The 25,778-nt window shown below is 69.8% G+C and carries 18 protein-coding genes; 8 read left to right on the top strand and 10 right to left on the bottom strand.

Annotated features, from left to right (window positions below):
* Window positions 1-77: 77 nt before the first annotated feature.
* Window positions 78-2,921, bottom strand: coding sequence for a cation-translocating P-type ATPase (locus ACZ5UM_RS11630; RefSeq protein ID WP_464844295.1), 2,844 nt, complete (start codon window positions 2,919-2,921; stop codon window positions 78-80).
* A gap of 375 nt (window positions 2,922-3,296) precedes the next feature.
* The gene (locus ACZ5UM_RS11625; protein ID WP_464844294.1) at window positions 3,297-4,298 is read right to left on the bottom strand and encodes an NAD(P)H-dependent flavin oxidoreductase; all 1,002 of its coding nucleotides are present in this window, start codon (window positions 4,296-4,298) and stop codon (window positions 3,297-3,299) included.
* A gap of 282 nt (window positions 4,299-4,580) precedes the next feature.
* Between ACZ5UM_RS11625 and ACZ5UM_RS11620 the strand changes: the two genes are divergently transcribed.
* From ACZ5UM_RS11620 to dat, 3 genes are all read left to right on the top strand, one after another.
* Entirely contained in the window at window positions 4,581-6,569 is a 1,989-nt protein-coding gene (locus ACZ5UM_RS11620; protein ID WP_464844293.1) for an Rqc2 family fibronectin-binding protein, read from the top strand.
* Window positions 6,475-6,897, top strand: coding sequence for a hypothetical protein (locus ACZ5UM_RS11615; protein WP_464844292.1), 423 nt, complete (start codon window positions 6,475-6,477; stop codon window positions 6,895-6,897). The genes ACZ5UM_RS11620 and ACZ5UM_RS11615 overlap by 95 nt, the downstream gene beginning before the upstream one ends.
* 115 nt (window positions 6,898-7,012) lie before the next feature.
* On the top strand, window positions 7,013-7,876 hold the full coding sequence (dat, locus tag ACZ5UM_RS11610) for a D-amino-acid transaminase (protein WP_464844291.1): 864 nt from the start codon (window positions 7,013-7,015) through the stop codon (window positions 7,874-7,876).
* 119 nt (window positions 7,877-7,995) lie between these two features.
* Here the strand turns inward: dat and ACZ5UM_RS11605 are convergent, their stop codons facing one another.
* From ACZ5UM_RS11605 to ACZ5UM_RS11590, 4 genes are all read right to left on the bottom strand, one after another.
* Window positions 7,996-8,628, bottom strand: coding sequence for an alpha/beta hydrolase (locus ACZ5UM_RS11605; RefSeq protein WP_464844290.1), 633 nt, complete (start codon window positions 8,626-8,628; stop codon window positions 7,996-7,998).
* A gap of 25 nt (window positions 8,629-8,653) precedes the next feature.
* Window positions 8,654-9,682, bottom strand: a complete 1,029-nt coding sequence (locus tag ACZ5UM_RS11600; protein WP_464844289.1) for a hypothetical protein — start codon at window positions 9,680-9,682, stop codon at window positions 8,654-8,656.
* A 14-nt stretch (window positions 9,683-9,696) separates the two neighbouring features.
* Window positions 9,697-10,947: an RtcB family protein gene (locus tag ACZ5UM_RS11595; RefSeq protein ID WP_464844288.1), complete on the bottom strand. Its 1,251-nt coding sequence runs from the start codon at window positions 10,945-10,947 to the stop codon at window positions 9,697-9,699.
* Window positions 10,948-11,070: 123 nt separating this feature from the next.
* Window positions 11,071-11,922 carry a M48 family metallopeptidase gene (locus ACZ5UM_RS11590; RefSeq protein WP_464844287.1) on the bottom strand — a complete coding sequence of 284 codons (852 nt, stop codon included), beginning with the start codon at window positions 11,920-11,922 and terminating at the stop codon, window positions 11,071-11,073.
* A 240-nt stretch (window positions 11,923-12,162) separates the two neighbouring features.
* Between ACZ5UM_RS11590 and ACZ5UM_RS11585 the strand changes: the two genes are divergently transcribed.
* The 3 genes from ACZ5UM_RS11585 to ACZ5UM_RS11575 all read left to right on the top strand — a co-directional run bounded on the left by ACZ5UM_RS11585 (window position 12,163) and on the right by ACZ5UM_RS11575 (window position 14,166).
* Entirely contained in the window at window positions 12,163-12,654 is a 492-nt protein-coding gene (locus ACZ5UM_RS11585) for a YbaK/EbsC family protein (protein WP_464844286.1), read from the top strand.
* 212 nt (window positions 12,655-12,866) lie between these two features.
* A complete protein-coding gene (locus ACZ5UM_RS11580; protein ID WP_464844284.1) occupies window positions 12,867-13,169 on the top strand; it encodes a hypothetical protein in 303 nt (100 codons plus the stop codon).
* Between the two features lie 211 nt (window positions 13,170-13,380).
* A complete protein-coding gene (locus tag ACZ5UM_RS11575; RefSeq protein WP_464844283.1) occupies window positions 13,381-14,166 on the top strand; it encodes an arginase family protein in 786 nt (261 codons plus the stop codon).
* 50 nt (window positions 14,167-14,216) lie between these two features.
* On the opposite strand, the gene ACZ5UM_RS11570 is transcribed toward ACZ5UM_RS11575, so the two are convergent.
* From ACZ5UM_RS11570 to ACZ5UM_RS11560, 3 genes are all read right to left on the bottom strand, one after another.
* On the bottom strand, window positions 14,217-16,688 hold the full coding sequence (locus tag ACZ5UM_RS11570) for an S-layer homology domain-containing protein (RefSeq protein WP_464844282.1): 2,472 nt from the start codon (window positions 16,686-16,688) through the stop codon (window positions 14,217-14,219).
* Window positions 16,689-18,619: 1,931 nt separating this feature from the next.
* The gene (locus ACZ5UM_RS11565; protein WP_464844281.1) at window positions 18,620-20,053 is read right to left on the bottom strand and encodes a malic enzyme-like NAD(P)-binding protein; all 1,434 of its coding nucleotides are present in this window, start codon (window positions 20,051-20,053) and stop codon (window positions 18,620-18,622) included.
* Between the two features lie 172 nt (window positions 20,054-20,225).
* The gene (locus ACZ5UM_RS11560) at window positions 20,226-21,125 is read right to left on the bottom strand and encodes a LysR family transcriptional regulator (protein ID WP_464844280.1); all 900 of its coding nucleotides are present in this window, start codon (window positions 21,123-21,125) and stop codon (window positions 20,226-20,228) included.
* Window positions 21,126-21,324: 199 nt separating this feature from the next.
* Between ACZ5UM_RS11560 and ACZ5UM_RS11555 the strand changes: the two genes are divergently transcribed.
* Together ACZ5UM_RS11555 and ACZ5UM_RS11550 are read left to right on the top strand one after the other, a co-directional pair.
* Entirely contained in the window at window positions 21,325-23,154 is a 1,830-nt protein-coding gene (locus ACZ5UM_RS11555) for a 2-oxoacid:acceptor oxidoreductase subunit alpha (protein WP_464844279.1), read from the top strand.
* Window positions 23,155-23,159: 5 nt separating this feature from the next.
* Window positions 23,160-24,029: a 2-oxoacid:ferredoxin oxidoreductase subunit beta gene (locus tag ACZ5UM_RS11550; protein WP_464844278.1), complete on the top strand. Its 870-nt coding sequence runs from the start codon at window positions 23,160-23,162 to the stop codon at window positions 24,027-24,029.
* 177 nt (window positions 24,030-24,206) lie between these two features.
* Here the strand turns inward: ACZ5UM_RS11550 and ACZ5UM_RS11545 are convergent, their stop codons facing one another.
* Window positions 24,207-25,589 (bottom strand): IS1182 family transposase, encoded by a 1,383-nt coding sequence (locus ACZ5UM_RS11545; RefSeq protein WP_464844277.1) that lies wholly within the window; start codon window positions 25,587-25,589, stop codon window positions 24,207-24,209.
* Window positions 25,590-25,778: the final 189 nt, after the last annotated feature.

Below are 25,778 nucleotides of genomic sequence, written 5' to 3'. Positions count from 1 at the left end.
ACAGATCTTGCCAGCCATGTGCGCGAACGCGTCTGAGTCTCACGACCTGCGGATAGGTTGACCGGAAGTCGTCAAAGCTATGCTTCCTCTTCGATGTACGGGCGCAGCCGCACAGGCCGGCCGAAAAGGATCAGACGGCGGATCGCCACGAGGATTTCCCCTGCGCTGGCCAGCAGCAGGACCACGAGCCACTGCCACGCCTGCAGCGGCGCGGTGCCGAAAACCCCGGCCAGCGGCTGCCAGTAGATGGCCAGCAGCAGGGCGACGACCGAGGACGCGACCGCGGCCACCAGCCAGGGATTGGAAGACAGCGGCGTCTCCCAGATCGCCCGCCGCTCCGACCGGCAGTCGAAGACGTGGATGAGCTGCGCGCACACCAGCGTGGCCAGCGCCATGGTGCGGGCCGGGCGGAGCACGGCCGGATCCTCGAAGGGCGCCATGCCGGGCGTGCCCGGAAGCGTGAAGAAGGCGATGAGGAAGGCCGTCAGCGTGCCCAGGCCGATGAGCGTACCCCGACCGAGGATCTTGATGCCCAGCCGGCGGGCGAAGACGCCCTCGTCAGGCCGGCGGGGCGGGCGGCGCATCACATCCGGATCCGGCGGGTCGACCCCGAGCGCAAGCGCAGGCAGCCCATCTGTGACCAGGTTGACGAACAGGATCTGGATGGGCAGCAGCGGCAAGGGCAGCCGCATGATGGCCGCCAGGAACATGGTGAGCACCTCGCCGGTGTTGCAGGAGAGCAGGTAGCGGATGAACTTGCGGATGTTGTCGTAGATGCCCCGTCCTTCCTCCACCGCGGCCACGATGGTCGCGTAGTTGTCGTCGGCCAGGATCATCGCCGACGCCTCCTTGGTGACGTCGGTGCCCGTGCGGCCCATCGCAATGCCGATGTCGGCCTCCTTCACCGCCGGGGCGTCGTTCACCCCGTCGCCGGTCATGGCGACGACCTCGCCCAGGGCCTTCAGGGCCCGGACGATCTGCAGCTTGTGCTGGGGCGATACCCGCGCGAAGACCTGGCACTGCTGCACCGTCTCGATCAGCTGGGAGTCGGTGAGCTGGTCCAGCTCGCGCCCGGTCACGACCCGCCCTTCCGGCCCGGCGATGCCCAGCTCCCGCGCGACGGCCAGGGCCGTGGCCGGATGGTCGCCGGTGATCATCACCGTGCGGATGCCCGCCCGGCCGGCGGCCGCCACTGCCCGTTTCACCTCGGGCCGCGGCGGATCGATCATCCCCAGCAGGCCCAGGAAGACCAGGTCGCGCTCCAGCGTCGCCGAGACTTCGTCCGTCGTCAGTTCGGCCAGGCCGTCGGGCCCCTCGCCGTCGGCAAAGGGGCGGGGGCGGTAGGCCACGGCCAGCACCCGCAGGGCCTCGCCGGCCATGCGCAGGTTCTCGTCCAGGATGGCCCGGCGGTCGGCCTCGGTGAGGGGCACGATCCGCCCGTCCTTCAGCATGTGGGTGGAGAGGTCCAGGACCACGTCCGGCGCGCCCTTCACGTGCAGCACGTACCCGCCGCCGTCCCTGGTGAGCACGCTCATCCGCCGCCGCTCGGACTCGAAGGGCACCTCCAGGATCCGGCGGTACCGGTCGTGCAGCACCGCCGGGCGGTAGCCGCCCTTCTGCGCGGCCACCACCAGCGCGCCCTCGGTCGGGTCGCCCTGGATGGTGTAGTCTCCCTTTCCTGCGGCGGTCCTGGCGCCCCCGCCGCGGCGGGCGGGGGCGCCCTGCACCAGCCTGGCGTTGGAGCAAAGGGCTGCAGACTTCAGCGTCTGGGCCAGGTCGGGCTCCTCCTGCGGGCTCACCGGCCGGCCGTTCCGCAGGAACTCGCCGGAAGGGCGATAGCCGTCGCCCGTGACGGTGTAGCCGCGCCCGCCGGCCCAGGCCGCCCGCACCATCATCTCGTTCTTGGTCAGCGTGCCGGTCTTGTCCGAGCAGATGACGGTGGCGCAGCCCAGGGTCTCCACCGCCTGCAGCCTGCGCACGATGGCGTTGCGCCGGATCATCCGCTGCACGCCCAGGGCCAGGGCGACGGTCACGATGGCCGGGAGCCCCTCGGGAATGGCAGCGACCGCCAGCGAGACGCCGGCCATGAACAGCTGGGAGACCACCGGTCCGGTGAGGGCATCCTCCCGCAGGAGGCCGGCCGCCACCACGATGGCGCATACGGTCAGGCAGCCGGCCACCAGCCACCGCCCCAGCTGCGCCAGCCGCCGCTGCAGGGGCGTCTCCTCGTCCCCCACCTCCTGGATCAGGCCGGCGATGCGCCCCATCTCGGTCTCCATGCCGGTGGCCACCACCAGGGCCCGTCCCCGTCCGCGGGTGGCCGTCGTCCCCATGTACAGCATGTTGCGCCGGTCTCCCAGCGGCGAGTCGGCAGCGCCCACCCACGCCGCGGACTTGCGCACCGGCAGCGACTCGCCGGTCAGGGCCGACTCCTCGACCTCCAGCCCCGGCGCCTCCACCAGGCGGGCATCGGCGGGGATGCGGTCGCCGGCCTCCACCAGCAGCAGGTCGCCCGGCACCAGGTCCCGGGCCGGCACGGTCACCGCCTGCCCGCCGCGGATGACCCGCGCGGTGGGCGCGGCCAGCTCCTTCAGCGCCTCCAGCGACCGCTCCGCCCGGTACTCCTGCACGAAGCCGAGCACAGCGTTGAGCACGACGATGACGACGATGGTGATCGCGTCGGCGGTCTCGCCCATGCCGTAGGAGATGGCGGTGGCGATCAGCAGCACGATGACCATGAAGTCCTGGAACTGGGCGAGCAGGATGCGCCACCAGGGAACCCGGGGAGCCCCCTCCAGCAGGTTGGGGCCGAACTCCTCCAACCGCCGCCGGCTATCGGCGTCGGTCAGGCCGGCGGACGGATCCGTTGCGAGGGCGGCAGCGACTTCCTCCGCCCCCATCTGGTGCCACGGTCTGGACATGCGGGCTTCACCTCTGTCCAACCGTACGCACCAGCGCCCGGGGGTAGACCGGAATTGCCCCCGGTGCACACCGGAGGCTCGAGGGCTAGCTATACGTTCTGTTCGCCTTGACTGTGGGTGCTCCGGGAGGCCCCGGGCAGGTGGCGGGTGACCAACAGCACACACGAACAGGGGGGATGGGCGGGAACACGGGGAACCCGCCCAACCGCCACCGGAGCCACGGAGGGCAGGCATCGCCGGGGCCACGGGGGCAGGCGCCGCTGGGGCCACGGGGGCAGGCGCCGCTGGGGCCACGGGGGTGGACGCCGCTAGGGCCGCCGGGGCGGGCAGCGCTGCCCGCCCGGGGCGTGGGCGCTGCAAAGCCGGAGCCGTCGGTCAGTCCGCCGCGACCTCGTCCGCCGTGGGCGTCAGCAGCCGCCGGAACACCTCGGCCACGGGGATGATGTCGTTGATCTCCCCGATCCGCCCGCCGCAGAAGATCAGGCCGTTCTCCACCCGCCCCTGCTGGGCGTTGTTCAGCGCGTTCCAGATGCAGTGGGAGCGCCCCTCGTCCCGGTGCTGGCAGTACTTCAGGCAGTTGATGCAGCTGTAGGTGCCGCCGTTTTTCCGGGTGCGGGGCAGGGCCTCGAAGGGGATGTGCGGTACGATGGAACGGCTCGCGTAACCCGTGGGGCTCCAGTCGGTCACCTTCGAGCCCGTGGCCGCCACCCACCTGGCCTTCATCTCCGGCGACGCGGACGACTCTTCGGTCATGGCGAAGCGGATGCCCATCTGCACGCCGTCGGCGCCCATGGCGAGGGCGCGCAGCACGTCCTGCCGGGTGAGCAGCCCGCCGGCGGCGATGATCGGACCGGTGAAGCCGGCCTCCCGCAGGGCGGCCCGCACCGGCGGGAAGAGTTCCCACGTCGAGATCTCGGGGTCGTCCGGCCCCAGGTGACCGCCGGCCTGGCCGCTCTCCACGACGATGCCGGCGATGCCCGCGGTTCGCGCGGCGATGCGGGCCGCCTTCACCGACGAGATGATGCAGAAGCCCGGGATGCCCGCCTCGTGCAGCCGCTTGAACGGGCCGCGGGCAAAGCCGGCGCCGATGGCCACATAGTCCACCCGCTCGTCGATGCAGACGTCCAGCAGCCGGTCGAACAGGTAGCCGGCGTACATCAGGTTCACGCCGACCACCCCGTCGGTCAGGGCCTTCGCCGCGCGGATCTCCCTGCGCAGCTCCTCGGGCGGGATGCCCATCCCGCCGATGGTGCCGACCCCGCCGCACTCCGCCACCGCCGCCGCGAGCCGGTGCAGCGCGATGCGCACCGACATCCCGCCCTGCACGATGCAGTACCGGGCAGTCTTGTTGCCGACCTGCAGCGAAGGCAGGTTCATACCGTTCATCCCCTTTGGATCCACGTATTAGAAGCTGGTCTTCATTCTACCCGCCCCGCCGCGGCCCATCCTCTGCCCGCGGGTACATCTTCCGGTCTGCCTGCAGGCAGATTCGCGCGTGAGATCGGTCCAGCCACGGGCCCTCGCACCAGGCACCCGGTGAGTGAAGGCCTGACGGCTGCCCGCGCAGAACTTGCGAGGCCCCCGGGCGCGGCGAATGACAGGGCGCCGGGGGCCGTGGTAAGCTAAAGGTAGAAACAGTCTTGACGAAGGAGTCCCTCGATGGCCTTTGACAGCAAAGTCATGGCGGCCGTCGTGGCCGAGCTGAACCAGCGCCTGCTCGGCGGCCGCATCACCAAGATCTACCAACCCGAACCCGACGAGCTGACCCTGCTCTGCTACGCAAGCGGGGAAAACTACCGTCTCCTGCTCTCCGCCCACCCCCGCCACGCGCGGGTGCACCTGACCCAGGTCGAGAAGCGCAACCCACCGACCCCGCCCATGTTCTGCATGCTCATGCGCAAGTACACCGAGGGCGGCCGCATCACCGCCATCGAGCAGGCGGGGCGGGACCGCATCTGCCGCATCGCCATCCGCAACACCGACGAACTGGGCAACCCGGTCACCTATCTGCTCGTCGCCGAGGTGATGGGCAAGCACTCCAACATCGTCCTCATCAACCCCGAGGGGCGCATCGTGGACGCGATCCGCCGCGTCACCGAGGAGGTCAACCGGCACCGGGAGCTGCTGCCCGGCCTGCCCTACATCCCGCCGCCTGCCACGGGCAAGCTGGATCCGGGCGCGGTGACGGCCGACGACCTGACAGCCGCCGATCCCCAGACGCCGGCGTGGCAGGCCCTGCTGGACCGGGTGGACGGGCTGGGACCGCTCCTGGCCCGGGAGGCGGTCTGGCGCGCCGGGGCTCCGGCGGAGGCGCTGCTCCGGGATGTGGATCCCGCCAGGCTCGCCGCCGCCGCGCGGGAGCTGGCCGACGCCCGGGACTGGGCGCCCCGCCTCCTGTTCGACCCCGACGGCCGGCTGAAGGAGTTCCACGTCCTGCCGCTGCAGCACTGGCCCGGGCGGGCCGAGACGGGATTCGGGTCGGTCTCGGCCTGCGTCGACGCCTACTTCGGCCAGCGGGCCGAGGAGGAGCGCTTCCGGTCCCTGCGGGGCAGCCTCTCCCGGCTGGTGCGCGACGAGATCGCCCGGGTGCGCCGGAAGCTGCAGGCGCAGGAGGAGTCGCTGGCCCGGGCGGAATCCGCCGAAACGTACCGGCTGCAGGGCGAGCTCATCACCGCCAACCTGTGGCAGATCGCCAGGGGCATGACGGAGGTCCGGGTCGTGAACTACTACGATCCGGAAGGCAGCGAGATGGTGATTCCCCTGGACCCCGCGCTCAGCCCCGCCGAGAACGCGCAGGCGTACTACCGGCGCTACCAGCGGGCCCGCAGCGGACTGGCGGCCATCCAGGAGCAGCTGGCCCGGAGCCGGGCGGAGCTCGCCTACCTGGAGCAGGTCGAGGTGGCCCTGGAGCAGGCCGAGTCGTGGCCGGACCTGGAGGAAGTGCGCCGGGAACTGGCGGCCGAGGGCTACCTGCGGGACGGGCGCGCCCGCCGTGGGAACAGCGGCCGGCTGGGGGACGGCGCCCGGCGGGAGGACGGCACCGGGCGGGGGAACAGCCCCCGGCGGGGGAACGGCGCCCGGAACGGCGCAGAAGCCGGGCTGGACCCGACCGCGGGTGCCGGCAGGGGCGCAGCCGGCGGCAAGGCCCCGGGCGCGGGCAAGGCGGCCATCAAGCCCATCACGCTGCGCTCCTCCGACGGCCTGGAGATCTGGATCGGACGCAACAACCGGCAGAACGACTACCTCACCCTGAAGCTGGCCCATCCCCACGACCTCTGGTTCCACACCAAGGACATTCCCGGCTCTCACGTGATTCTCAGGGTGCCGCCCGGAAAGGAGGTGCCGGAGCGGTCGCTTCTGGAGGCCGCGGCGCTCGCGGCCTACCACTCGAAGGCCAGGCAGTCGTCGGGCGTGCCCGTGGACTACACAGCGCGCAAGCACGTGCGCAAGCCCAGCGGCGCCCGGCCGGGCATGGTCATCTACGACAACCACAAGACCTTGTGGGTGACGCCGGATCCCGAGGTGTTCCCCATCCTGCGACGGGGGTGGTCAGATGGGGCACAACGAGCTGGAGAGACTGATCCGGAAAGTGGCCGCGGCGATCGTCACCGAGACGGGCATCCCGAAGGTGCGCCCGGGTCGCCATGAGATCTGGCTGACCTTTGTGCGGCGCGACGGATCCACGGAAGAGCGGGTCATGCCCGGGCGCAAGGTCGTCCACTCGGTGGTGACCGGGCATGAGCTGGTTCACGCTGTCGCAGAGGCCATCGTCCTGACGGTGTTCGGCGAGCTGGTGCAAGTGGTGAAGGAGCTGCCCAACCTGAGGCTCCGGCTGCTGGAAAGGAGGGCGCAGGTCCACCTGCCGGGTGCGCCGCCCCTGGAGCAGGACGGACAGATCTGGCTGAAGGTCACCGTCCGGCGCAGCGAACCGGGGCTGCTGGAGCGGCTGTTCCGGCTCCGCGCCGACGCCGGCTAGCCACGGAAGGCCAGGAAGCAGAACGGGATCCGCACGGCCGGTCCGGCAGGAGACCGGTGGGCGGATCCCGTATTGGTCTGTGAAAAGATTCCATGTACACCGGGGAGGCGGGCCCATGTCGTCAACCGTGTTCCTGAACGGGCAGTTCGTTCCTTATGCGGAGGCGAAGATCCCGGTGGAGGACCGGGCGTTTCTGTTCGCCGACGGCATCTACGAGGTGGTCCGGGTCTACGGCGGCCGACCGTTCGACCTGGAGCCCCACCTGGCGCGGCTCTCCCGCAGCGCGCGGGAGCTGCGTCTGCACGAACCCGACGTCGAGGGGCTGACCCGGGTGATCCAGGAGCTCATCCGGCGGAACGGACTGGATGAGGGGACGGTCTACATCCAGATCAGCCGGGGCGTGCACGCCCCCAGGGCCCATGCCTTCCCGACCGTGCCGGTCGAGCCGACGGTGCTGGTGCTCACCCACCCGCTGCCGCCAGAGGCCCTGGCCGAGCTCGGGCGGCGCTGGCAGGAGGGGGTCACCGCCATCACCGTGCCCGAACAGCGGTGGGCCCGGTGCGACATCAAGAGCGTGTCGCTGCTGCCCAACGTGCTGGCCCGGCAGCAGGCGGCCGAGCAGGGGGCCTACGAGGCGCTCTTCGTGCGGGACGGGTTCGTCATCGAGGGCAGCAGCAGCAACCTGTTTGCCGTCATCGACGGCGCGGTCGTCACCTATCCGGCGTGCAACTACATCCTGAACGGCATCGCCCGGCAGCGGGCGATCCGGCACGCCCGGGAACTGGGGTACACCGTGCTGGAGCAGGGCATCCCGCTGACGGCACTGGATCGCTGCCAGGAGATGTTCGTCACCTCCACCACCGCGGAGGTGATGCCGGTCGTGGCCGTGGACGGCAAGCCTGTCGGCGACGGCCGGGTGGGGCCGGTGGTCCGGGCCCTGCAGCAGGCCTACCGGGCGGCGGTGGAGGCGCTGGGTTGAACGCGAATCGCAGACGTGAGCATGGCCTCGGGGGCGGCCGGCAGGCCGCCCCCGCTTGTCTCTGTGTCACGCGCCCGCAGCGGGCGCTCGCCCGGCACGCGCTGGACAGGGCGGTGCGCTCAGCGTCCCGCGGCCCCGGCCAGGAACCGGACGCAGGGCGCGATCACCTGCTCCAGGGCAGCGACGGAGGCCTTCCAGTCCCCAGGCACGTTGAACCCGTGGTCCAGCCCCGGGACCACCGCCCACTCGGCATCGGCCCGCTTGCGCGCGGCGCCGCACTCCGTCATGTGGTAGACGGGGTCGTTGGTGCCGATGACGATCAGCGTGCGCAGGTCGCCCACCGGCTCCGCGAGGAACGCGGGGACCGGGGTCAGGATCAGCAGCGACACCCGGTACCCGGAGAGGCTGCGGGCCAGCGGCAGGGCGATGGCCGACCCCAGCGACTTGGCGGCGATGCAGATCTCGCGGTAGCCGTTCCCCAGCACCCGGTCCACGGCTGCCCGGACGTCGGCCAGCATCGCGGGACCGTCGACCTCGCCGCCCACCAGCTGGAAGGCGTAGCTGGTGGAGAGGACGTCCCAGCCGGCCTGGATCGCCGCCTGCCGCAGGTAGAACAGGGCCGGGGCGTCGCAGCTGTAGTTGTTGCCGGGCAGCATCACCAGGAGCCGCTCGCTACCCCGCTCGGGTCCCATCAGCCGGTTGTGAATCGTGACGCCGGCGCCTGAGGGCGTCGGCACCGCTTCCGTACGCATGCTCGGATCCCCTCCTCGGCACACCTCACTCCGTACCGCCGTCTTCCTGGATCGAAGCCGCCTGCGCCCGGCCCGCCAGGGCCGACCGCAGCCAGGCCGGCAGCTGGGGCAGGGCCCGGTCCAGACCCGGGGCGGTCCCCTGCCTTCGCGCCTCCCACCAGGGGCGCAGGGCATCCCGGAACACCGGAAGGGCCGTCACGCCGGCCTCCGCCTGCGACGCCGCGAAGGCATCCGCTTCATCCGGGCGGCCCAGGTACTCCAGGTAGAAGCACGTCGACGTGCGGATCAGGGTCTCGACCCACCGGTAGGTCGGGTCGCCGCAGGACTGGGCAAAGCGCCCCGCCGGGGGGCAGTCCCTCTCCACGAAGGCACAGTTCCCCGGCACCTCGGGGTGCTGCCTTTGGATGTCGTCCAGCACCGGATGGCTCACCTCGTGCTGCGCCAGAACCAGCAGGTCCTCCTGCCGGAGCGGCTGCGTCCCCTGGGCGGGGCAGACGGCGTAGGCCTCCCGGACCGTGGCCGCCCCCACCCCCCTGAGCCCGGCGCCGTTCATGTTCCAGACCGGAACCAGGACGGCCTCGTAGGGGAACCGGCCCCAGAAGAGGCGCTGGAACGGCTCGATCTGCGCCTCCGCCAGCAGGTGCGACAGGGCCCGGACCACTTCCTCCCACTCGGGGGCCTGGTCCCGCAGCAGGTCGCCGATCCGCACGTCGCGCCAGACCGACCGGAGGGCTTCGGCCAGGCCCGGCCGGTCCACCCCGCCGAACCAGGCCTCTACGAAGGCCGGCACCCCGTCCGGACAGGTGGCGTCGAAATCCGGCGGCGGGCCCAGCTGCACCGTGTGCATCGCCAGGCCCAGCAGGTGGTGCCGGGCAAACGCTTCCCGCAGCCAGCGCACCCCGGGGTGTGCCGCGGCGCCCGCCAGGCGCTGCCGGGTGTCGGTGACCAGGGGATGCCCGTCCTCCCCGGCGGGCGGGCTGCCGGCGGGCGGGCTGCCGCCGGCCGTGAGCGCCGCAGACAGCGTGAGCAGGCGCGGGTCCAGTCGCACCTCCATTGCATGCACCCTCCTCAATCCTTATACGGGTCGTACTCGTCGGCCGCGGCCATGACGACGCAGACCGGCGCCAGCGTGTGGAGAATCCTCATCGTAGGCGCGTGCCAGCCCAGCACCTCCCGGAGGGGGCGGTAGACCTGCGGGGCCTCGTCGGCATCCGCGCCGACGAGAGCCACCCCTGCCCGGGCCAGCCGTTTCCGGACCGCGTCCATGTCCACCGCGCCGCCCGTCCGCACCCGGCGCCCCTTGTGCCGGCGCCACCGGCCCGCGGCCTGGGTGCGGGACATCACCCGGCCGGCGCCGTGGACCGTGCTGTACAGGGCAGCCCGGGACTCCTCGTGGTCCACGCCCTCCACCACCACGGCGACGTCGCCCATCGAACCGCCGATGAAGCCCAGCTGGCCCGGGAAAAGCGGGGTGGCCCCCTTGCGGATCACCCAGCCCTTCTGGCCGCCGTGCTCCTCGTACCAGGCGAAGTTGTGGTGGTTGTGCACGGTGAAGGTCGCCCTGGCACCCAGGATCCGCAGCACCTGGTCCACCACGTAATCCCGCCCGGCGTAGGCGTACCGGCCCGCGAGCCGCATGGCCGCGATGTAGGCCTGCCCCAGGGCAGAGTCGGCGGGAATCAGCGTAGGCGGCTGGTCCATCGATTCGCCGGGGGCGCCCGCATCGAAGGGGCGGCCGGCGGCCAGGTTCAGGAAGCCGCTCGCGGTGCGGTGGCCGAAGCCCCGGGAGCCGAAGTGCACCGCCACCCACACGGGGGCGTCGTCGGCAATCGGGTCGCCCAGCCGCCAGTCGGGCGGCACTTCCGCCATGATGTCCACGTAGTGGTTGCCGGCGCCCACCGTGCCCAGCTGGTCCCGGGCCATGGACTTCAGCCCGTGGAGCTGGGGCACGTCCCGCCACGTGGGGTCGTCGAACAGCTCGTGGTCCACCCGCTCCTGGTTCTTCCGGCCCAGGCCGAAGGCGACCCGCCGGTGGATCTCGGCCGCGATCCGGTCCCTGTCCGCCTGGATGTCGCCGTAGACGAGATCCGTCCGCACCGCCTTGTTGCCGCAGGCGATGTCGTAACCCACGCCCGAAGGCGAGATGAAGCGCTCATAGAAAAGCACCCCGCCGATCGGCTGGCTGTAGCCCTTGTGGCCGTCGGCCATCAGGGCCGCGCCGAGGGCCCGGCCCGCATCGGCGCAGCGCCGGAGCTGGGCCAGGGTGTCCTCATCGTGTACGCCGAACACGGGGAACCGGTCCCACAGTCGAAACGGCATCGCGTCAGACCCTCCCGCCTCCTGTTTCGCTCTCCTCGGACGGACTTCCTCTCCGCCCCGTCCGGCCGGCGCGCCGCGCGCAGACCGCCCCGCGCAGGGCGGGGCGGTCGGGTTCGCCGTCGCTCATCCGAAATAGGCCAGGTTCGGCCAGGGCGTGCGCATCGCCAGCAGCCGGGCGATCCGCAGCCGGGTGGGCGGATGGCTGCTGAGCAGGGCGGCCCATCCCTGGGGCTCGACCGGCGCCGGATATCCCAGGAGCCGCTGCCACCAGGTGGGACGGTTGAGCCGCTCCAGCCGCCGGAGGGCCCGGGCCATCAACTGCGGCGAGCCCACCAGGGCGGCCGCCCCGGCGTCCGCCAGGTACTCCCGCTCCCGGGAGATGCCCATGCGCAGGGCCAGGGCCGCCGCCGGGACGCCGGCCGCGATCAGCAGCGCCGCCAGCAGCTCCCCCGGTCCCACCGGAACGCCGAGAAGCCAGGCCAGGATCACGCCGAACCGTCCCAGCTCGGCCAGCACCGCCGCCGCGCCAGCCAGCCCGGCCGCCACCATGCTGAGCGGCAGGTCGCCGTGGCGGATGTGCGAGAGCTCATGCGCGATGATGGCCGCCACCTCATCGGCCGGCATGAGCCGCAGGAGCGGCCCCGTCAGACCGATGGCGCTGCTGCCGGCGGTGGCCACCGCCACGGCGTTGACCATCCCTCCCGGCAGCAGGTACAGGCGCGGCGTGGGCAGTCCGGCCCGCCGGGCCAGCGCATCCACGAGTTCGTAAAGGTCAGGGGCTTCGTACCACTGAATCGGGCGGCCTCCCATCTGGCGCAGGGAGGCCCGCTCGCGCCCGCGGTAGGCCGCGGTGCTGGTCAGCAGCGAGGCGGCGATGACCACCGCCGCACCCACGGGTCCGACCGTCGACCAGCCCACGAGGGCGGCAAGCCCGAACAGCGCAGCCATTGAGAGCGCCGTGCGCACCGTGAGCATGGGGCCACCACCACCTTTCTCCTTTATTGTGGAGCAAAGGTCAGGGAAAGTCAAGATGTGGCACTTTCCGGAGACCGCGCGGGTCCGGTAGGGAGGAGTGAAAGGCAACTCGTTGAAGCACATAGATTATTCGGTTGCTCTGAACCGAAGGCGGCTGGCATGTCCGGCCGGCCGGCGATTTCACGGTGCGCAGGCGGGGCATCTCCGACGACGCCTGTGCAGCGGATGGGAGGGTGTGCGTTGACGCAGAGCGTACCCGTGGAGCCCGAACCCATCAAGCGGGTCCGGGCCGCGCTGGAGGCCGCCGGGGTGCAGGGTGAGATCCGGATCTTCCCCGAGCACCTGACCACCGCCCAGGCGGCCGCGGATGCGCTCGGGGTGGAACTGGGCCGCATCGCCAAGTCCATCCTGATGTTCGCCGGCGGCGAGCCGGTGCTGGTGGTGGCCGCGGGCGACCGCCGTGTGGACCGGCAGAAGGTGAAAGCCCTGCTGGATCGGGGCAAGGTCACCCTGGCCGGACCGGATGAGGTCCTGACGGTGACGGGGTTCGTGGCGGGGGGCGTCGCCCCGGTGGGGCTGCTGCGGCCCGTGACCGTGCTGCTGGACGAGAGCCTGCAGCGCTTCCCGGACATCTGGGCGGGCGGCGGCGTGCCCGAAGCGCTGCTGCGGATCCGGGTGGAGGACCTGCCCCGGGCCACCGGCGGCGCCTTCGCCGACGTGGCGCAGGCGTAGCGCGGGTGCACTGTGGGCGCCGGCACGGGGCGCAGGGCCTGAGGAGCAGACAAACCCCATCTTGACTCCCGCCCGAGACTGCGGCACCATCTATGGAGGAACAGCCGCCTGCGTGATCCGGCTGTGTCCCTTGGAGGGTCTGTCACGGTCAGGGCAACCTGGCTGTGCACGACGCCAGGTCTGACCGCGTGGAGAAGAACAGGAGGGCGCACATGTACGAGTTCCAAGGCCGCGACTGGACCGAGCTGGCCAGGGCTTGGGGCATCTCGCTGGAACATGAGGATGATGAGCTCGCCGCCAGGGTCCGGCACTACATGCGCACGCACGTCTCGCCGACAGATGCCACGCCCGATCCCGCCATGGTTGCCGACCTGCGGCGCTTCGTGGCCAGCTTCTGTGAGAACGCCAAGGACCGCCACGATGCCGCGCTCTGGCAGGGCCTGCGGGACATCAAGCACGACCTGACCTTCGTCCAGTTCTGTGACGTGCTGCTGCGGCACATGTGGTGTTGCTGAGGGGATGTTTCCCCGCGCCCTGAGCTGTTCCCGCTCAGGTGAAGGTCGCTGATACGCCGGTGACACGGTGACCGGCGCATCAGTGGCCTTCATCGCGTCCGGGGGCCGCAGCGCCTCAGCGCCCGGCAACAGGAAATCACCCCGACGCCCGGCGTGCAGGGGGTCTCATCCGCCCCCTCACTGCTACAATGGAGTCGGGGTGACGTAAGCGATGGACAAACCTTTCCTCGTACTCAACCTGGACGACACCCTGACCTGGCAGCCGGCGCTGCTGGCGGCCCCGCACGAGTGGATCGACCTCCGCCACGTGACGGGGAAGAAGGCCTGCGCCACGCCGGAGGCCCTCTCGGCCATCGCCGCAGCCCTGAAGCCGCACCAGCACCTCCCCCTCTGCTACTGGGGCGCAGGCGAGTACCACTACGTCACGCTGCTCCGCCTCCAGGCCCTGCGCCACCCGGTGACGCTCCTGCTGTTCGACCACCACCACGACGCCGCACCGCTTCAGTCCGGCCTCATCACCTGCGGCAACTGGGTGCGCCATGCGCTGGAGCTGCCCTGGGTCCGGCGCGCGGTCTGGGTGGGCGGCAGACGGCCGGAGATGCAGCTCTACCTCCCCCACCCCCGCATCCTGCGGGTGACCGATCCCGGTCCGCCCGAGCCCTTCGCCCAGTGGGCGCAGGGCGCCATTCCCACCGCCGATGTCTACATCTCCATCGACAAGGACGTGCTCGCGCCGGATGACGGCGTCACCACCTGGGGCGCGGGCGACCTGCCGCTTGCCGAGCTGCTGGACTGGCTGCAGGTGCTGGCCCGGCACCGCCGCATCGTCGGCGCCGACGTCGGCGGCGAGTGGAGCCTCTCCCCTGCCCAGGTGTTTCCCGATCCGCAGGACCGGCGGGCGATCGGCCGCAATCAGCGGGCCAACATCGCCATCCGGGAGGTGCTGGCCCACGCCCTCTTCACCGGCCGCCCGGCGGCGCCGGGCCGCACAGGGTAGAGGAACGGGCGGCCCCGCCGAGGCCAGGGCCGCCCCAGCGCTGCATCCGCCTAGTCGGCTGCGCCCCCGGCGGGATCCGCCACCGGGATGTTCCCCAGCGCCCGCACCAGCAGCACCGCCGCTTCCGCACGGGTGGCGGTGCGCGCCGGGCGGAACGTGTAGCGTCCATCCGGCTCCGGGTATCCCACGATCAGCCCTGCCCGAACGGCCTCGGCCACGTGCCGGGGCCGCTGCCATGTTCCCGCATCGGCGAACCAGCGGCCGCTGATCTGCGCCGCGCCGTCGATCAGCGTGAGGGGCGTCGCCAGCGCCTCGGCTTCCCGCCCGAGCGCCCGCACCAGCAGGACCGCGATCTCCTCCCGCAGGATGGGCTGGTCGGGCTGGAACCGGCGCTCGGGGTAGTCCTCCGGCCGGACGATGCCCGCCGCCACCGCCGCGCCGAGGTAGCCCCCCTCTGCCACCCAGTGGCCAGCCACGTCGGTAAACCCTTCGGTCCGGCCGAGCAGCAGTTCAAGGCCCAGGCTGGCGACCAGCATCTTCAAAAAAGCCGCGCGCGAAAGCTCTGTATCGGGACGGAAGGTGCCGTCCCCGTATCCGGCGAGCACGCCGGCGTCCAGGAGCCGGGCAATCGCCGCCTCGGCCCAGTGGCCGTCCACGTCGATCTGCCCGCCCACCGGCCGGGCCAGGTAGAACTCGCCGCCCACCTGCCAGAGTTCGGCCCCGGTCATCGCCGTGACGAAGGCCACATCCACGTAGGTCTGTCCCAGCCGCTCCTGCACCGGCAGGGCCAGCTGAAGCCGCGCGCCCGCCGCGCTGGCGCTCACCCGTCCCAGGCTGTACTCCCCCGGCAGGGGATCGGCCGCCGGCAGGTCCGGCCCGGCCGCCGCCACCGGCTCCGGCCCGCGCCACCACGTCCGGCCGACCGCGTCGAGCCGCTCCGGCTCCAGCCCCCAGGAAAGCAACGCGGACTCGGGAACCAGCACCCCCCCGCCCGGATGGACCAGGGCGGGCGCTGTCTGCGGACGGCCGCGCACCACCAGGGGCGCGCTGCGGAACGGCTGGGCCTGGGGCCGGAAGGCCACCTCGTCGCCGGTCAGGAAACCCGGCCACTCCGCCTCCAGCCCGCCCGGCGTCACCAGCAGCAGGTCCGCCGGACCGCCCTGATAGCCCGCCGGAAGCTGAAACCGCAGCCGGGACGCGGACTCCCGCACGAGCCCCTGCACCGGGAGGCCGCCCAGGAAGACCCGCACCCCCTCCGGGAAGGCGTGACCCTCCAGCCGGATGGCATCAATTCCGCCGTCGCCGGGGCGGAACACGATCGTCCGGCGGGCCAGGACCGGCTGGGCCTCGGCCGCCGTCCGGAACGACCACGTGTACTGGAAAGGCTCCGGCCCTGCGCCCCGGTCGACCTCGCCGGCCAGGTACACCACGTAGCGCGTGTTGGGCTGAAGGGGCCGCACGGGGATCACGGCCACCGTGTCCTCCAGGTTCGGGTCACGGACCGGGTCGTAGGGCAGCACCTGCACGGGGCCGTCCGGACCGGTCAGGCGGTAATCCAGCAGCCGGAGGGAGACCGGCCGCCGGCCGAAGGTCAGGGTGATCGGATAGCCGACCGGCCCCGTCACCCCCGGATAGCGCGCCAGGGGGTCGGGGGACTCCAGCCCCTCCCACAGGGGCGGCACATCGGTGGCAGCCGGCTGCGGCCAGCGGACCACCTGGTCGGCCTCGGTGTAGGGCCCGAGGACCACCACGTTCACCGACAGCGCGGCGTTCCCGGCCACGGCGTAGCCCATCTCCCGCATCCCCGGGTGAATCAGCGGGATGCGGTGGTAGAGCGTGTCCATCCACCCCGCCACCGCGTCCTCCGCGCGGCGGGTGAAGTTGATCACCTCGGCGACCCCGCCGTCGTAGGCGTAGTAGCGGGCCCGGCCGCCCGGCGTCTCGGCGACGAAGCCGGGCGCCCCGGACACCTGCCGGTGCGCGTCCACCTCCACCTGGGCAGGGTTCCGGACGAGGTAGGCCGCCTGCAGGGCCGCCGAGGCGATGAGCCGGGCATCCAGCGTCACCGGGGCAACCCCGGCCAGGCTCCGGTAGCGGTTGACCGCCGCCCGGGCCGCCTGCTCCTCGGACCGGGCCTCCGGCAGGGCCGCCAGCGCCCCGGCCCGCACGGTGAAGGTGAACTCGGACATCACCGGCGCGTAGACATACCCCTTCCGGCCGGGCACGACGTGGATGACCATCCGTACCCGGTGCTCGCCCGGTGCGAGCGGCTCGGGCGGGTCGTAGTAGACCAGCCCCGACTCGTCCCATCGGGCCGCCACCGGCTGGCCGTCCAGCCACATCTCCACCGACGCGATCCGGTCGCCGGGCTCCAGGTTCAGCCGCTGCGCGATGCGGGGCGCGGCCCAGCCCACGGCGCCCTGGGGCACGGCCGGGTAGTAGGAGAACGCGAGGGCGGTTTCGGTCCAGAAAACGAGAAGGGCGATGGCCGCCAGTGCACGCCACGCCAGCCGTCGCCGCACGGTGACCACCTCCCGCAAACATAGACGGAGGAAATGGATGTAAAGTTGCGGCGGGCCTTCGGGCGGTGAGATGTGGGCGGTGGGACGGTAATGAGCAGTGAGCCGTGAGCGGTGAGATGTGAGCGGTGGGGGGGTAATGGGCGGTGGGCCGTGAGCGGTGAGATGTGGGCAGTGGGTGGGCAATGGGCGGTGGGCCGTGAGCTGTGAGATGTGGGCAGTGGGTGGGTAATCGGCGGTGTGCCGTGAGCGGTGAGATGTGGGCGCTGGGGGGGTAATCGGCCGTGGGCCGTGAGCGCTGAGATGTGAGCGGTGGGGGGTAATGGGCGGTGGGCCGTGAGTGGTGAGATGTGAGCGGTGGGGGGGTAATGGGCGGTGGGCCGTGAGCGGTGAGATGTGGGCAGCGGGTGGGTAATCGGCCGTGGGCCGTGTGCGGTGAGATGTGGGCAGCGGGTGGGTAATCGGCCGTGGGCCGTGTGCGGTGAGATGTGGGCAGCGGGTGGGTAATCGGCCGTGGGCCGTGTGCGGTGAGATGTGGGCAGCGGGTGGGTAATCGGCCGTGGGCCGTGTGCGGTGAGATGTGGGCAGCGGGTGGGTAATCGGCCGTGGGCCGTGTGCGGTGAGATGTGGGCAGCGGGTGGGTAATCGGCCGTGGGCCGTGAGCTGTGAGATGTGGGCAGTGGGTGGGTAATCGGCCGTGGGCCGTGTGCGGTGAGAGGTGGGCAGCGGGTGGGTAGGCCGTGGGCCGTGTGCGGTGAGATGTGGGCAGCGGGTGGGTAATCGGCCGTGGGCCGTGTGCGGTGAGATGTGGGCAGCGGGTGGGTAGGCGGTGGGCCGTGAGCGGTGAGATGTGGGCAGCGGGTGGGTAATCGGCCGTGGGCCGTGTGCGGTGAGATGTGAGGGGCGAACGGTGGAGGCGGGGCCTCAGCGGCAGGAGGTGGGCGGTCGGCGCGTGAGGTCTGATCCCGGGCGGATGTCGACCCATCGGCCCCCCGGGACGGAGCCGGGACAGCCATTCGGGACGGCGTAACCCCACGGACGGGGGCAGGGGCATCCGCTCCCGGACGTCCGCAGGGTATGTCCCTGTGGCCCTGTCTGGCAGGTCCACGCGCCGGTTCAGGGGCACGCGCGAACAGGGCGGTCCCGCTGCACCGGCGGGACCGCCCTTGTACCCTCTCAAACTGCTGTTTGAGACTTCATAACGCAACGCCCATCAGGAGAGCGCAGGCCACTCCCCTCTCACGCTGGCGGCCCAACGGGTGCGCCGCTCCACGGGAACCGCGGGCCGCTCGCACTGCCCAGCAGCGAGCCTTCACCGCTTCCGGCTCACGGCTCATCTCCACGGCTCCTAGCCAGACGCTCATCGTCACGGCTCACGGCTCGTCACCCACAGCCCGCGGCTCACCGCTCATGGACACGACTCAGAGCTTACGGCTCAACGCTCATGGTCACGGCTCAGTGCTCACGGCTCACCACTCATCGCCGCGGCTCAGAGCGTACCGCTCATCACCCACAGCTCAGTGCTCAGTGCTCAGTGCTCACGGCTCAGCGCTCGTCGTCCACGGCTCAGTGCTCACCGCCGGCCGCCCGCTGCCCGCCGCCATCCGCTCATCCGCCGCCGCTCACGGCTCACCACTCATCGCCACGGCTCAGAGCTTACTGCTCATCACCCACAGCTCAGTGCTCACGGCTCACCGCTCACGGCTCGTAACCCATCGCTCATCCGCCGCCGCTCACGGCTCACCACTCATCGCCACGGCTCAGAGCGTACCGCTCATCACCCACAGCTCAGTGCTCACTGCCCACGGCTCATGGGTCATCGCCCGCAGCTCACGGCTCACCGCGCATACCCACGGCTCAGAGCCCATGGCTCACCGCTCACCGCCCACGGCTCAGTGATCACCACCTGCCGCCCGCTGCCCGCCGCCATCCCCTCAATCGTCTCCGCCTGGCCGGGGCTGCCGCTCCCGGCGGGCGACGCCCGTGTCGTAGGCCGCCTGCTCCACCGCCTGCGCCACGGCCTCGACGACCCGCTTGTTGAACACAGAGGGGATGATATACTCCGCGTGCAGCTCCTCGTCCGAGACCACCGAGGCGATCGCCCGGGCTGCGGCCAGCTTCATGGCGTCGTTGATCTGCCGCGCCCGGCAGTTCAGGGCGCCGCGGAAGACGCCCGGGAAGCAGAGCAGGTTGTTCACCTGGTTCGGGTAGTCGGACCGGCCGGTGGCCAGCACGGCCACGTACGGGGCCGCCTCGTCGGGATCGATCTCGGGGACCGGGTTGGCCATGGCGAAGACGATGGGATCCCGGGCCATCTTCTTCACGTGCTCCACCGTCAGCACGCCCGGGGCCGACACGCCGATGAAGGCGTCTGCGCCCTCGATCGCGTCGTCCAGGGTGCCGCGGCGGTTCTCGGGGTTGGTGTGCTCGGCATACCACTGCCACATGGCGTTTTCGGGGTACTCCTTGCCCCGTTCGATGATGCCCACCCGGTCCACGCCGATGATGTTGGTGATGCCGGCCAGCATCAGCATCTTGGAGATGGCGATGCCGGCGGCGCCGATGCCGCAGACGACGACCCGCAGGTCGGTCAGCTCCTTGCCCACCACCCGGGCCGCGTTCATCAGGCCGGCCAGCACCACCACGGCGGTGCCGTGCTGGTCGTCGTGGAACACGGGGATGTCCAGCTCCTCCTTCAGCCGCTCCTCGATGTAGAAGCAGCGGGGCGAGGAGATGTCCTCCAGGTTGATGCCGCCGAAGGTCGGGGCCAGGGTCTTCACGATGCGGACGATCTCGTCGGGGTCCTTGGTGTCCAGGCAGATCGGGAAGGCGTCGACGCCGGCGAACTGCTTGAACAGCATCGCCTTGCCTTCCATCACGGGCAGGGCTGCGGCCGGTCCGATGTCCCCCAGTCCCAGGACGGCGGTCCCGTCGGTGACCACCGCCACCGTGTTCCGCTTGATGGTCAGCGTGAAGGCCTTGGACGGATCCTCGGCGATGGCCCGGCAGACGTCGGCCACGCCCGGGGTGTAGACCACGGAGAGGTCGTCCCGGGTCTTCACCTGCACCCGGGGCTTCACCTCGATCTTGCCGCCGAGGTGCGCCAGGAACACCCGGTCGGAGACGTTGACCACCTTGACGCCGGGCAGCGCCGCCAGGGCCTGGACGATGCGGTCTCCGTGCGCCCGGTTCTCCACCTGGATGGTGATGTCCCGCACCACCACGTCGCGCCGGGACTGAATGAGGTCCACCGCCACGATATCGCCACCGCTGGCGCCAATCGCGGTCGCGATGTAGGAGAAAATCGAGCCGGTGTTCTCAATCTCCAGCCGCACGATCAGCCGCATACTCGACAGTCGGTGAACCACGGGGGACCAGCCTCCTTTTCGGCCCCATGCAGAGCTGAATAAGACTAACGGTAATTATAGCAAGAACCTTGTCCTGACGGCAGGGCGATTGCAAACTATACCACGAGGCCACCGTAAGGTCAATTAGGAGTAGGTACTATGATTTAGCCACAATCGCCCCGATTCCTGCTGGTCATCCCCCCTGTTTGAAGAACTCCACGATCATCTGGAAGAGGCGCTCGGTGGCCGCGTTCCAGCCGGGGTTCGGGTGCCGGAAGACGAGGCTGGTCGTGCGGGCCATGGGCGGCATCCGGTCCACCTCCACCCGCACCAGCGTGCCCAGGGCCAGCTCCCGCTCCACCGCCGAGGCCGGCACCAGCGCACAGCCGAACCCGGCCTCCACCATGAGCGTGACGGCCTCGTGCGAGTCGAACTCCATGGTGACGTTGGGGTAGACCCCGCTCTGCTCCAGCATCGCGTCCACGAAGGTGCGGAAGCGGGACGGCGCCTGGAACGAGATCAGCTCGATCTCCCCCAGCTGCTCCAGCGGCAGCGGATCGGGCAGCTCCTTCCGGCGCTCGGGCGCACAGACCAGCACCACCGGGTCGTCCATCAGCGGCACGGAGCGGAGCCGGGTATGCGTCACCGGCGTCGGCAGGATCGCCAGTTCGATCTCGCCCTCCAGCAGCCGCTCGATGGTCTCCTGCGTGCGGTCCGCCTTCACGTGCACGCGCACGCCGGGATGCTCCTTCTTGAACGCAGCCAGGATGGGGGGCAGCAGCCGCAGGCCGACGGTGGTCACGGCGCCGATGGCGATGCGCCCCCGCTCCGGGTGCCCGAGATCCGCCACCTCCTCCTTCAGCCGGGTCGCGACCGCCACGATGCGCCGGGCCCGCTCGTAGACCAGCCGGCCCGCCGGCGTCAGGCGGATCTGCCGGCCCGAACGATCCAGGAGCTCCGTGCCCAGCTCGGCCTCCAGGGCCGCCACCTGGCGGGTCACCGCCGGCTGGCTCAGCCCCACCAGGGCGCCCGCCCGGGCGAAGCCGCCGGTCTCCACGACGCGGCAGAAGGTGATGAGGTGCTGCAGTAGCACTGGCGTGGCCTCCTTAGAAGTCCCGGTGCCGAATGCACCGGGGGTATTTGCGGTATGTCAAATATGCATGTTCATCATACCCGAACTAGTCGTATAGTTGGAAGTGGAAGCAAACAACCCACTGTCGGCAGCAACCATCAATCTGGGGCAGGCGACGGGGCCTGCCCCCGGACTATGCACTGTTGAGGAGGGGACCAGGTTGCTGAAGGAGGTTTGCTGGCAGATCGGCGGTGAACAGGGCTCCGGCCTTGACTCCACGGCCGAGGTATTCAACACGGTTGCCAGCCGCGCAGGGTACTACGTGTACGCGTACAAGACCTTTGCCTCCCGCATCAAAGGCGGACACACCGACTTCACCACCCGCCTGTCGGTGGACCGGGTTCTGGCGCCGGCCGCCGGCGTGAACCTGCTGGTGGTGCTGGATCAGGAGTCCATCGACCTGTGCGCGCGCAACGTGTACCCCGGCGCCATCATCCTGGCGGAGGAGTCCTTCGAACCCAAGTTGCCCGAGGGGATCGACGCCAAGCTGCTGACCATGCCATTCAATAAGATGGCACTGGCGCTGGGCAATACACTCATGAAGAACAACCTCGTCCTGGGCGCGTCGGCCGCCTTCCTGGGCCTGCCGCTGGAGGGCTTCAAGGCCTACGCGCAGCGCCGCTGGGGCAACCGGGGCGAGGAGTTCGTGGCTCTCATCCACCAGGCCATGGAGCAGGGCTACCAGTACGTGGTCGACCACTGGTCCGACCTGCGCCTGAACCTGGCCAAGCCCGACGGGCAGGAGAAGCTGCTCATGACCGGCAACGACGCGGCGGCCCTCGGGGCGCTCGCCGGCGGCTGCCGCCTGATGTTCTCCTATCCCATCACGCCGGCCTCCGAGATCGCCGAGAACCTGGTGAAGGCCTTCCCGAAGGTGGGCGGCGTCGCCGTGCAGATGGAGGATGAGCTCGCCTCGATCGTCGCCTGCGTCGGCGCCGGCTTCGGCGGCGCCCGCGCGATGACGGCCACCTCCGGCCCCGGCATCTCGCTCATGCAGGAGGCCATCGGCCTCGCCTCCATGACCGAGACCCCGGTGGTCGTGATCGACACCCAGCGCGGCGGCCCCTCCACGGGCATGCCGACCAAGCAGGAACAGTCCGATCTGCTCGCGCTGGCCTACGGCGGCCACGGCGAGGGCCCGCGCATCGTGCTGGCCCCCGGCTCGGTGGAGGAGCTCATCCCGATGACGGCCGAGGCCTTCAACCTGGCGGACAACTACCACTGCCCGGTGCTCATCGCCTCCGACCTGGCCCTGGCCCTCTTCCAGCAGACGGTGGAGCCTCAGGCGGTGGATCTGGCGAACCTGCCCAAGATCGACCGCGGGCCCATCGCCGACCCGGAGGCCCTGGCGGCCATGGGGCGGGACGTGTTCGAGCGGTACAGCAAGCAGGTGAACGAGAACGGCGTGTCGGCCCGCTCGCTGCCCGGCATGAAGAACGGCCAGTTCCTGGCCACCGGCGCCGAACACGGCCCGATGGGCAAGGTCACCGAGAACCCCGCCAACCGGGTCTACATGATGAACCGGCGGCTGCGCCGGCTCACCAAGGTCGACACCGAGGCGGTGCGCTACTTCGGCAGCCCGAACGCCGACCTGGTACTGCTCGCCTTCGGCACCACCCTGGGCGCGGCGAAGGAGGCCCAGCCGATCATCGAGGAGATGACCGGCAAGAAGGTGGGCGTGCTGCAGATCCGGCTGATCTACCCGGTGCCCGTGCCCGAGATTGCGAAGTACGTCGGCGACGGCAAGGCCCTTGTGGTGGAGTCCAACGCCACCGGCCAGTTCGCCTTCATGCTGAAGGGCGCCGGCTACGACCAGGAGAAGATCGCGAGCCTGCTCCGGTACGACGGCAACCTGTTCACCGTGAAGGACATCGTCGATGGCGCCCGTGCGGTGCTGGCTGGCGAGGCCAGGTACCTGGTCACCGGCGGCGGCCAGGGCGTGCGGCCCACCGAGGACCCGACCATCGTGCTGGCGGCGAAGGAGGCGTAAGCGAGATGGCAGTGACCATGGCGGATTTCCGGACTTCCGAGAAGTCCTGGTGGTGCCCGGGCTGCGGCGACTTCGGCGTGCTGGCGGCCCTGCAGAAGGCGCTGGTGGAACTGCAGATCGAACCGGAGAAGGCGGCGGTCGTCTCGGGCATCGGCTGCTCGGGCAAGATCGGTAACTATATCAACTCCTACAACCTGCACGTCGTCCACGGCCGGGCGCTGGCGGCTGCCCAGGGGCTGAAGCTGGCCAACCGGGAGCTGACGGTCATCGCCGCCGGCGGCGACGGCGACGGCTTCGCCATCGGCATGGGGCACTACATGCACGCCCTGCGCCGGAACGTGAACATCACCTATATCGTGATGGACAACATGATCTACGGCCTGACCAAGGGCCAGACCTCCCCCACCTCGGAGAGCGGCTTCAGCACCCGCTCCACCCCGGCCGGCAACATCGAGAAGCCGGTGAACCAGCTGCAGCTGGCCATCGCCTCCGGGTGCGGCTTCGTGGCCAGCGGCTTCTCGGCCAACCAGAAGCAGCTGGTGGAGATCATCAAGCGGGCGATCCAGCACCCGGGCTTCGCCCTGGTGAGCACGTACTCGCCTTGCGTGACCTTCAACCGGCTGAACACGTTTGACTTCTTCAAGCAGAACCTGGTGAACCTGGATGAGGACCCGAACTACGACCGGCACGACCGCTTCGCGGCGATGAAGAAGCTGATGGAGACGGAGGAGCTGGTCACGGGGATCATCTACGAGGACCCGAACTCGGTGCCGTACGAGGCGAAGGTGGCCGGCTACCGGGAGCAGGGGATCGTGAACCAGGACTGGTCGATGGATCCTGCGGTGTGGGAGCAGCTGGTGAGTCAGTACAAGTAGGAGTCAGCCCGGCGGTGCAATGCCGCCGGGCTAACTTTTCATCTGATACGGAGTCTGGCCCATAGAAATGACGGATTGGCGTGCGCCGGAGTGCTGAGGGCCTAGGAGCCTGTCCGAGTATGTAAAGCAATCGGCTGGGACTTTCGTCTTCCGGTGCGATTCGAAGTCATCCTTTCCCTATGCCGCCTTCCTGGCCGCGTACAGTTTGAGCAGGTTGTGTGCAGTGCACACGAGAAGCCACTCTCCGCGGACCTTCTCTAATCCGCGAAGATGAAGCTGCCGGAATTCGCGCACCGCCTTGATCTGGCCAAAGACCGGCTCTACACTCTGTTCCCGTTTCTGGTAACTATGGAAGTGGCGCTTCATCTGCAGTTTGCGTCGCATCTGTTCTCGTAGCGTGCGCGGACGAGGCCCCCGCGGCGGCTTGCGCTGCCTGCGCTCACGATGAGGCAGTTTGTCCGGGGGGATATATGGACTGATCTTTTTCGCCAACAGCCAGTTGACGTTATTCTCACTAAAGTAGCCGGCGCCAGCCGACACCTCGTCCGGTTCCTGACCGGTATTGGCACTCACTTGGGACACCATGGGGACCAGGTGGGGAGCGTCTGCGGCTTGATTGGTAACATCCGCTGCCACGATGACCTGGGTGTCACTGTTCACCGCAATCTGCGCGTTGTACCCCTGGATGAACTGCTTTTCCGATCCCCTCATGATGCGGGAGTCGGGATCCGTGAAGTTGCGCTGCGCTTTCGCCTCCGGCACTCCTTTGGCTCGTTTGCGGCGGTGAGAACCGCCAGACCCAGGCGGATCCGAGCCGTCATCTGGCTCAGTGGGCTCGGATGCCGCGTCAGGATTGGGTAATTCTCCAACGCCGGCACGCATCCGCGCTTCGGCCTCAAGGGCAGCCTTGGCAGCCTGAATCTTGGCCAGACGCGTCTCACGGTGGCGGAGTTCCTCGGGCAGTTCGTCACCACGACGGTCAGCGCCGTACTGGCGATCCTCGTCCGCATCGGCCCTTTCGGCCCGCTTCAGGAGCTCCCGGATCTCGGCCTTGAGCCGCTGCTCTTCTTCCTGCAGCCGCCGGTAGCTCATGGCCTTATGCCGCGAAGCGTTGGCCTTGATCTTGGTCCCATCCAGCGCAACATGGCCCAACTTGACCAAGCCTGCCTCCTGGCAGATCTGGACAACCTGTTGCAAGAGGTGGCTCAGGGCCTTCAGGTGGTGCTTTCGGAAGTCGCTGATGGTGCGGAAGTCGGGCTGGTTGTTGGCCGCCAACACCCGGAAGGCAACGTTCTCCTGCAGCGCACGTTCAATCTTGCGCGACGAGTAAATGCCCACGCAGTAAGCGTAGAGCAGGACCTTCACCATCATGGCCGGATGATAAGGCGGCTGCCCTCGAAGCTCCTTCTCGTAGGCCTGCTCAATCTCTGAAAGGTCAAGTTGGTCCACCACATCGCTCAAAAAATAGACCACATGGTCTTTGGGCAACCACTCGTCCAGCGAGGGCGGTAGCAACAAGATCTGATTCGGTTGATACGGTCTGTATGTCTTCTTGCTCATACCCTAAACATTGGATAATGGCCCATTGGACTCCTCCAAGGGCCATTATCCGGACAGACTCCTAGCGCGTAGTGGCTACCCAAGACTGTTCGAGGTTGTGCCAGCACTGTTCCAGCCTGGGAATCTGTCGGTTTCGACCGAGTATGCAGATTGGCCATTACAGTTCTGGCAAGGATATTTGAAATCAGT

The organism is Symbiobacterium ostreiconchae (genome assembly GCF_055396975.1).
This window is presented reverse-complemented; position numbering and strand designations above follow the sequence as displayed.